At 60.9% G+C, this 274-nt stretch carries 1 protein-coding gene; it reads left to right on the top strand.

Annotated elements, in window-relative coordinates; all coding sequences use genetic code 11:
* On the top strand, positions 1-274 hold a 274-nt coding region (locus tag AMS67_RS00140; protein WP_241487943.1), incomplete at both ends, for an alpha-amylase family glycosyl hydrolase.

The following is a 274-nucleotide window of genomic DNA, read 5'->3' on the forward strand; positions in this document are numbered from 1 at the left end:
TCCCGGTGGCGGTGCAACTTGGGCATTCGTCGCCGCTTGAGCCCTCTTGTCGATAACGACGATGCGAAGATCCGGCTACTTAACGCCATGTTGCTGTCCCTACCCGGCTCTCCGGTGCTGTACTACGGCGACGAGATTGGCATGGGGGACGATCCCTGGCTGCCTGACCGTGATGGGGTGCGTACCCCGATGCAGTGGGATGACTCGGAGACGGCCGGCTTTTCCACTGCCCTTCCAGAGGACTTTCATCTACCTCTCATCCGCACCTTTGGCC

This window comes from Leucobacter japonicus, from assembly GCF_001273855.1.
GTDB lineage: Bacteria > Actinomycetota > Actinomycetes > Actinomycetales > Microbacteriaceae > Leucobacter > Leucobacter japonicus.